This is a genomic window from Serratia sp. (in: enterobacteria), from assembly GCF_046715635.1.
Taxonomy (GTDB): Bacteria; Pseudomonadota; Gammaproteobacteria; order Enterobacterales; family Enterobacteriaceae; genus Chania.
On record NZ_JBKJYW010000380.1, the window covers coordinates 1 to 7881 of the forward strand.

At 53.0% G+C, this 7881-nt stretch carries 8 protein-coding genes; 7 read left to right on the top strand and 1 reads right to left on the bottom strand.

From position 1 onward, the window contains the following. The 4 genes from ACLQ7H_RS19870 to ACLQ7H_RS19885 all read left to right on the top strand — a co-directional run. On the top strand, window positions 1-1559 hold a 1559-nt coding region (locus ACLQ7H_RS19870; RefSeq protein ID WP_411754154.1), incomplete at its 5' end, for an ABC transporter substrate-binding protein. Between the two features lie 252 nt (window positions 1560-1811). Beyond that, window positions 1812-2435 carry a LolA family protein gene (locus tag ACLQ7H_RS19875; RefSeq protein ID WP_411754155.1) on the top strand — a complete coding sequence of 208 codons (624 nt, stop codon included), beginning with the start codon at window positions 1812-1814 and terminating at the stop codon, window positions 2433-2435. A 13-nt stretch (window positions 2436-2448) separates the two neighbouring features. After that, entirely contained in the window at window positions 2449-2919 is a 471-nt protein-coding gene (locus tag ACLQ7H_RS19880; protein WP_411754156.1) for an SRPBCC family protein, read from the top strand. A gap of 38 nt (window positions 2920-2957) precedes the next feature. Continuing rightward, window positions 2958-3383 (top strand): GNAT family N-acetyltransferase, encoded by a 426-nt coding sequence (locus tag ACLQ7H_RS19885; protein WP_411754157.1) that lies wholly within the window; start codon window positions 2958-2960, stop codon window positions 3381-3383. A gap of 8 nt (window positions 3384-3391) precedes the next feature. On the opposite strand, the gene ACLQ7H_RS19890 is transcribed toward ACLQ7H_RS19885, so the two are convergent. After that, complete coding sequence (locus tag ACLQ7H_RS19890) at window positions 3392-4120, bottom strand: GntR family transcriptional regulator (protein ID WP_411754158.1); 729 nt, start codon at window positions 4118-4120, stop codon at window positions 3392-3394. Window positions 4121-4366: 246 nt separating this feature from the next. On the opposite strand from ACLQ7H_RS19890, the gene pcaB reads away from it, so the two are divergent. The 3 genes from pcaB to ACLQ7H_RS19905 all read left to right on the top strand — a co-directional run. Beyond that, window positions 4367-5719 (top strand): 3-carboxy-cis,cis-muconate cycloisomerase, encoded by a 1353-nt coding sequence (gene pcaB, locus ACLQ7H_RS19895; RefSeq protein WP_411754159.1) that lies wholly within the window; start codon window positions 4367-4369, stop codon window positions 5717-5719. 40 nt (window positions 5720-5759) lie between these two features. Beyond that, on the top strand, window positions 5760-7184 hold the full coding sequence (locus ACLQ7H_RS19900) for a DASS family sodium-coupled anion symporter (RefSeq protein ID WP_411754160.1): 1425 nt from the start codon (window positions 5760-5762) through the stop codon (window positions 7182-7184). 75 nt (window positions 7185-7259) lie between these two features. After that, window positions 7260-7881, top strand: a 622-nt coding sequence (locus tag ACLQ7H_RS19905; RefSeq protein WP_411754161.1) for an MFS transporter, incomplete at its 3' end; no start/stop codon positions are given.

A 7881-nucleotide genomic window follows, 5' to 3' on the forward strand; every position in this document is an offset into this window, starting at 1 on the left:
TAGCAGCGCTCTCAATAAGCTCTGGGGTAGCAGCAAAAACGTTAGTCTATTGTTCAGAAGGTTCACCAGAAAACTTTAACCCGCAACTCTACACCTCCGGGACCAGCGTAGATGCCAGCGCGGTGCCCATCTATAACCGGCTGGTGGATTTCAAAGTAGGTACCACCGAGCTGCAGCCTAGCCTGGCTGAAAGTTGGGACGTCAGCGAAGACGGGAAGGTGTACACCTTCCATCTGCGCCAAGGGGTAAAGTTCCAGAGCAACAAATATTTCAAGCCGACGCGCGATTTTAACGCCGATGATGTGATCTTCTCATTTATGCGCCAGAAAGATCCAAACCATCCCTATCACAACGTTTCCAACGGCAACTACTCCAACTTCGAAAGCCTGGAGTTTGGCAAGTTAATCACCGCTATCGACAAGGTTGATGACCATACGGTGCGTTTCACGTTGGCCCATCCAGAAGCGCCGTTTGTCGCTGATTTAGGCTGGTATTTCGCCTCAATTCTCTCCGCCGAATATGCCCATTCCATGTTGAAAGCGGGCACGCCAGAGCGTGTGGATATGGACCCGATTGGCACCGGGCCGTTTGAATTGAAGCAATATCATAAAGACTCCCGCATCCTGTTTACCGCCTTCCCTGATTACTGGCAGGGCAAAGCGAAGATCGACCGTCTGGTGTTCTCCATCACGCCGGACGCATCGATGCGTTACGCCAAGCTGGAAAAAAATGAATGCCAGGTGATGCCGTTCCCTAACCCGGCAGATCTGCCGCGCATGAAGGCAAACCAAGACATCAACCTGATGCAAAAAGCGGGCTTGAACACCGGTTTCCTGGCGTTTAACACCCAAAAGGCACCGCTGGATAACGTGAAAGTCCGTCAGGCGCTGGCGCTGGCCATCAATAAACCGGCGATCATCGAGGCGGTATTCCACGGTACCGGCACGGCAGCAAAAAACCTGCTGCCACCGGGCGTGTGGAGTGCCGATGCAGATTTGAAAGACTACGATTACGATCCGGATAAGGCCAAAGCGCTGCTGAAAGAAGCGGGCTTCGCCAATGGCATGACTATCGATCTGTGGGCAATGCCGGTTCAGCGCCCGTATAACCCGAACGCCAAGCGCATGGCCGAGATGATCCAGTCCGACTGGGCGAAAGTGGGCGTCACGGCCAAAGTGGTCACCTTTGAATGGGGTGAGTACCTGACGCGGGTGAAAAACGGCGAGCATCAGGCCGCACTGATGGGCTGGACCACGGCAACCGGCGACCCGGATAATTTCTTTGGCCCGCTGTATAGCTGTACGTCAGCCAACGGCGGTTCTAACTCGTCAAAGTGGTGCTATCAGCCGTTTGATAAGCTGATCCTGGAAGCGCGTGCCGAAAGTCATCACCAAAAGCGCGTAGAGCTGTACAAAGAAGCCCAGCAGATGATGCACGACCAGATGCCAGCGGTGATGATTGCCCACTCAACGATTTTTGAGCCAGTGCGTAAAGAAGTGACCGGATACGAAATCGACCCGTTCGGCAAACATATTTTTTATCAGGTCGATGTGAAATAAACACTGACGCTTGAACGATTTTGCAGGGCTTCAAACCGAGAGGGATGGAGCCTTTTTTGTGGCGAAAAGCTCACTCAGAGTATGTGGCATATCAAGCCCCAACAACTCGAATAGTATGATGTTTTAAGAATAAAACCCCCGTCGTCTGTGATCCAGATCCTATATTTAATTAATGAGGCCAACCTTTTCCGGCCATGGTTCCACAGGGAGAAATGTATCAACCACTTATTCGGCAACCAATGGCTACTGGCAATGGCGTTGATAACCGGCGCCCATGCGGCTCCCACAACGCCACCGGATCCGATTGTTCTGGCGCAGGAACAATTGGCGCAGATTGCTGCCTACCAGTGCAGGATCGACTCCCGATCGGCCCAAGGCGATCGCACCCTGATGCGATATAGCTACCGTAAGCCGGGTTATGTGCGTATGGATTTCACCGAGCCTCATCACGGGGCCGTGCTGATCTATGCTCCTGATAGCGCCAAGGTGCGCGTATGGCCATTCGGTATGGGCACACTGCCCGTATTGAGCCTGTCACCCAGCAACTCGTTGGTACAAGGGCCTAATGGCCATCGCGTAGACCGATCGGACGTCGGCACCTTATTGCGCAATATTCGCCAGCTACAGCAAGGCGGGAAAACTACCGTAATAGGCAAGGAAAGCCTGGCAGAACAAACCGTTTTGCATCTCTCTATCCTTGGAGCGGCTGGGGTTAGCATCGACGGCGTTCATCATTATGAGGTCTGGCTAGAAGACCGCCACGGCTTCCCAATCAAGGTGGTCAGCTACAATAGCGGCGATCGAGAAATGGAAACTGTGGTAATGAATGCGCTAGTGTTCAACCCGCATTTTCCCGCTGACTTCTTTACCCCTTAAGGCAAAACCCGATATGGCCGAATACCAGTTCGTCACTACCTGGCGTATCAAAGCCCCATTAGAGACGGTGTGGGAAGTGCTTTATCATCCCGATATCTGGCCAAGCTGGTGGAAAAACCTGTTACAGGTGGTCGAGATAGGCAAAGGCGATGCACTCGGCATCGGTGCGTTGCATCGTTATACCTGGCAAGGCGTGCTGCCTTACCACATCACCTTCGATATGCATATTATGAATATTGTGCCGCTACAGCTATTGGAGGGGCAAGCCAGCGGCGAAGTGGAAGGATTCGGCCAGTGGCTGTTAAGTTCCGATGGGGTTTATACCCTTGCGCGTTATACCTGGCAGGTGCGAACCACTACGTTCTGGATGAACTATTTGGCACCGCTGGCGGCGCCGTTATTTCGCTGGAACCACGATGCGGTGATGCGGGCCGGGGCCAAAGGGTTGGCGCAACGGCTAGCTACCAGCGTTGAAATCAGTTGATTGTCAGCTATAGTGCTAGCAAATCATCAGGAGCCGTCATGCAAATAAGACCTTACCAAGAGGCCGACCGCCCTTTCCTGCGCAACCTGTATCTGGCCGCCCGCCAAGCCGCTTTCACCTGGCGCGATACTCAAAACTACCGGCTGGAAGACTTTGATCGCTCAACGATTGGCGAAGAGATCTGGATAGCCGAGCAGGATGGCAGGCTACTCGGCTTTGTTTCGCTTTATCGAGCAGAAGACTTTATTCATCATCTGTATGTCGATCCCCGGTTGCCACCACAGGGCGTGGGCAGTGCGCTATTGCATGCCGCAGAGCGGGCGTTTACCTCAACTGGCTCGCTCAAGTGCCTGGTGAAAAACCACAAGGCGCTGGCGTTCTATCACAAACACGGCTGGCAGATCGTCTCCCCCGGGGATGACGGCGGCGAAGAGTATTACCTGATGCATTCGCCGAAAAGATAGCGTTGTCCTTAAGCTTGCGGTCTTAACACAATAGAACAAGCGTATCTGTCCGCTGGATGGATAGAAACCGTCGTTTCGAACGTTTCACCATGGCGGTCAACGTAACGACGAACAATTCTCAGCGCTGGCGAACCGGGTTCAACGCCAAGCACTTTAGCAATTTTCGGCGATACGCCAACCGCAGTGATGGTCTGCCGAACCTCTTCACTCTTGACCCCATAATGTTTTTCAATCAGCTCACTGATCAATGCGTAGGGATCGCTGCGCACCAGGCGACGTATTTTGTCGTAAATCAGGCGGGTATAGCTGTCTGTCCAACAGATAGGCGCGTCTTTCTTGGCGCTGTCTTCGCGGATGCTGGCGATATGTAACCAGCGCGAACCCGGCGAACCGCCGATCACTTGAGATAGCTCCTCATCAGCCACCACCTCATCAATCTTTTTAACCACCCGAAGGTTATTGCTGGCCAGGAAAAGCAAATCTTCCAGGCTGGCCAGCGGGTGATTCATAGCGCTGTCTGATTTTTTTTCCACTATCAGAGTGCCAATCCCCTTACGCCTGACGATCAATCCCTGCTCGGTGATATCACGCAAAGCTTCACGAATGGTATGTCGGCTGACAGCAAACTGTTCGCACAGCTCCATTTCAGGTGGCAACAACGTGCCAACCGGGTACTTACCCGAGGCAATACTTTGCACTAGCTCACGAGCAATACGTTTATAAAGAGATTCTTTCATAGCTGTCTGGCCATTACCCCCCGAAAAAACTTTCAGACCCACATCACAAAGTTGTAGCAAGACAGCTTTGCCTTAATGTACGGACATTATATATTGTCCGTACATATCAAATGTACGGACATTAAAAATCATCTGAACAGCTAGAGCCATCGCTTCCTTATTCCACCCAAGGCGCTGTTTAGCCACCTGTCCCTATATGACATATGAAATAAATCTTACCACCATTCTTACTCTCAGGGAGGCAATATGGCTTCTAATGTTCTTGATTCTATTCTGTTCCGTGACGCTTTTGGTACCCCGGAAATGCGTGCCATTTTTGATGATCGCGAGTTGGTGCGCAAGTACGTCGAGGTGGAAGTCGCTCTGGCCAAAGCCGAAGCTCGCTGTGGGGTGATCCCAGAGGAAGCCGCAGAGGAAATTGCGGCCAGCTGCAGTGCAGACACGCTGGATTTTGACCTGCTACGTCATGAAACCGAAATCGTTGGCTATCCTATTTTGCCGTTGGTGCATCAGATATCAAAACAGGCAGGCAGCTCGGGGGGATACGTTCACTGGGGTGCAACGACACAAGATATTATGGACACCGCAGTAGTACTGCAAATCCGCGATGCATTCGATCTTATTGAAACCGATATCAACGAACTACGCCGCATTCTGGCTGACATGGCACAGCGCTATCGAACCACCCCAATGGCCGGACGCACCCATTTGCAACAAGCATTACCGATAACCTTCGGCTATAAGGCGGCAATCTGGCTCAATATGTTTGATCGGCACGCCGAACGCCTGGCGCAAGCTCGCCCACGCGTACTGGTAGGCCAATTCGCCGGAGCCGCAGGGACGTTGGCTTCGCTGGGGGACAAGGGGCTGGCTGTGCAGCAGGCGATGATGGAAGAGCTGAGACTGGGCACTCCTACCTCCACCTGGCATGTCGCACGCGACGGTTTTGCCGAAGCCGTTAACCTGTTGGGCCTGATCACCGGCTCGTTGGGCAAAATCGCCTATGACGTCATGCTGATGGCCTCAAACGAATTCGGCGAACTCTATGAGCCCTTCGTCAAAGGCCGTGGTGCCAGCAGTACCATGCCACAAAAACGCAATCCTATTTCCAGTGAGCTTATGCTGGCCTGCGCCAAAGGAGTCCGTCAACAGGCTGGGTTGATGTTGGATGCGATGGTCCAGGATCTGGAGCGCGCCACCGGGCCCTGGCATGCCGAATGGATAGCCATCCCAGAAAGCTTCATTCTCAGCGCCGGTGCGCTGAAGCAGGCAAGATTTATGCTCGGTGGGCTGATTGTGGATGAAGCTGCCATGGCAAGAAACCTGGACATGACTAACGGGTTGATCGTAGCCGAAGCCGTGATGATGGGGCTTGCACCTTATATTGGCCGCCAGGATGCCCATGATGTGGTGTATGACGCCTGCCGCATCGTCAATGAACAGGGAGGACGCCTCGCCGATGTGCTGAACGCGTTACCGGCCATTGCCAGCCGTCTGCAACCAGAGCTGATTGAGCAGCTTACCGACCCGACGAATTATTTGGGTATGGCACCGGAAATGGTGGATCGGGCAGTACAGCATTCAGCCAAACAGGGCTAATGCATCCGCAGGAATTCAATCCTTGTATAAGGAGATAATTATGTCAGCAGGATCACCCGACAGAAAGAAAAAAGTTATCGCCATCCTGATCCCCTTGCTTTTAGGCTTGGCGATCTGGTTTTACCCGGTGCCTGAGGGATTAACACCGCAGGCATGGCAGATGTTCGCCATCTTTGCAGCAACTATTGCGGCAATTCTGACTCAACCACTGCCCTCCGGAGCAGTCATGCTGGTCGCGCTTTGCGTTGCCATTTTTACCGGAACCCTGACGGAGGCCAAAGCCTTATCCGGCTTTGCCAGTGGGACAGTATGGTTGATTTTTTGTGCTTATATCCTGTCACTGGGGTTCGTTACCTCCGGCTTGGGTAAGCGCATCGCCTATAAAATGCTGTCACTATTTGGTGGCAGCAGCCTGGGGATTGCCTACTCGCTAGGGATCTCCGATCTGATTATGGCTCCGGCTATGCCGTCGGTAACCGCCAGATCGGGTGGCATTATCTTTCCCATCGTTCGCTCTATCAATGAAGTCTTAGGTTCGGCGCCAGGTAACAGCGGTAAAAAGATCGGCGACTTTCTGATTATGGTGTGCTTCCAGTTCACGCCCATTACCGGAGCCATCTTTCTGACCGGGATGGCGGCGAACCCACTGGTAGGCAGCCTGGCGAAAGGATCGCTAGGGGTAGAAATAACCTGGGGTGGCTGGTTCGTGGCCGCGGTCGTACCCGCCATGGTGTGCTTTATCCTGATGCCACTGCTGGTCTATAAGTTATTGAACCCTGAACTTAAAAAGACCCCGGAAGCAAAAGACATGGGACGCCGGGCTCTCAACGAGCTGGGTGCAATGTCAGGCGTTGAAAAAAAGGTCGCGTTGGGTTTTGTCCTGGCACTGCTGGGCTGGGGCACCAGTCTGCTGACAGGATTATCGGCCACCACGGTAGGACTGGGGTTGGCTGCCTATCTGTTTGCTACTCATGCCGTGAGTTGGAAAGACCTGCTAAAAGATCAGGCCGCGTGGGATACGGTGATCTGGTTCAGCGTCATCATCAGCCTGGCGGGCGGGCTATCCAGCCTCGGCTTTATCAGTTGGATGACCACCAAGCTCGAAACCACTATCAGCGGTTTTGGCGCAATGCAGACGTTTGTCATTCTGGGGATACTGTATATTTATGTGCATTATCTGTTTGCCACGGCCTCCGGCCATGTCGCTGCACTGTATGCTCCATTCGCAGCTACCGCTATCGCTGCTGGCGCGCCGCCGATGATGGTTGCCATCTGCTTTGGTATTTTCAGTAATCTGATGTGGGGAAATACCGAATATGGCGGTGGGCCAGGACCAATTTACTTTGCCCAGGGTTATTTTGAACGGCCACGCTTCTATAAAATCAATTTCTGTGTTGTGACCTTCAATGTCCTTCTGATCTTTGTCGTCGGCCTCGCCTGGTGGAAATTGCTGGGATATTATTGATTCCCATAAGCCAATCAGGCGGCGTAGATACACCGCCTGATTTATTTAATGCAATGACAAACAAGGACGCCCATTGTGGATCCGGCAAGCATAACTTCAGGGACAGAGGCATACCGTGCGCAGACCAGGCGCTATGTCTATTTGCTTTTTGCCCTTCAGGCTATTGGAGCATCCTCGCCACCGATTATCATCTCGCTCGGTGGGTTAGTGGGCGAAGCGTTAAGCAACAATAAAACCTTATCAACCCTGCCAGTCAGCCTTTATAACATCGGCCTGGCATTGTCTGTTTTACCCATGGGGATGCTGATTGCCCGTTTTGGGCGGGTTAACGCTTACACCCTTGGCGCAATTAGCGCATTGGTGGGTGGAGTGATAGCCACATTGGGGGTGATTAGCGGCTCTTTCGGCCTGTTCTGTTTGGGCTGTCTGCTGGCTGGCTGCTACGCGGCCTGTGTACAAAGTTACCGTTTTGCGATAACAGATTATGTCGCCAGGCCTGAACAGCCGATGGCGATTTCCCGTATTATGCTTGGCGGGCTGCTAGCGGCAATAATCGGCCCACAACTGGTTATTTGGACGCAAGATTTGTTACCAGTACCGCTGTCGGCAAGTTTCCTTGGCCAATCCGCCCTGGCGTTGATCGCGCTGCTGTTCTTATGGCGTATGCGGCGCATGACGGCGCAGCTAAGCCGACAGC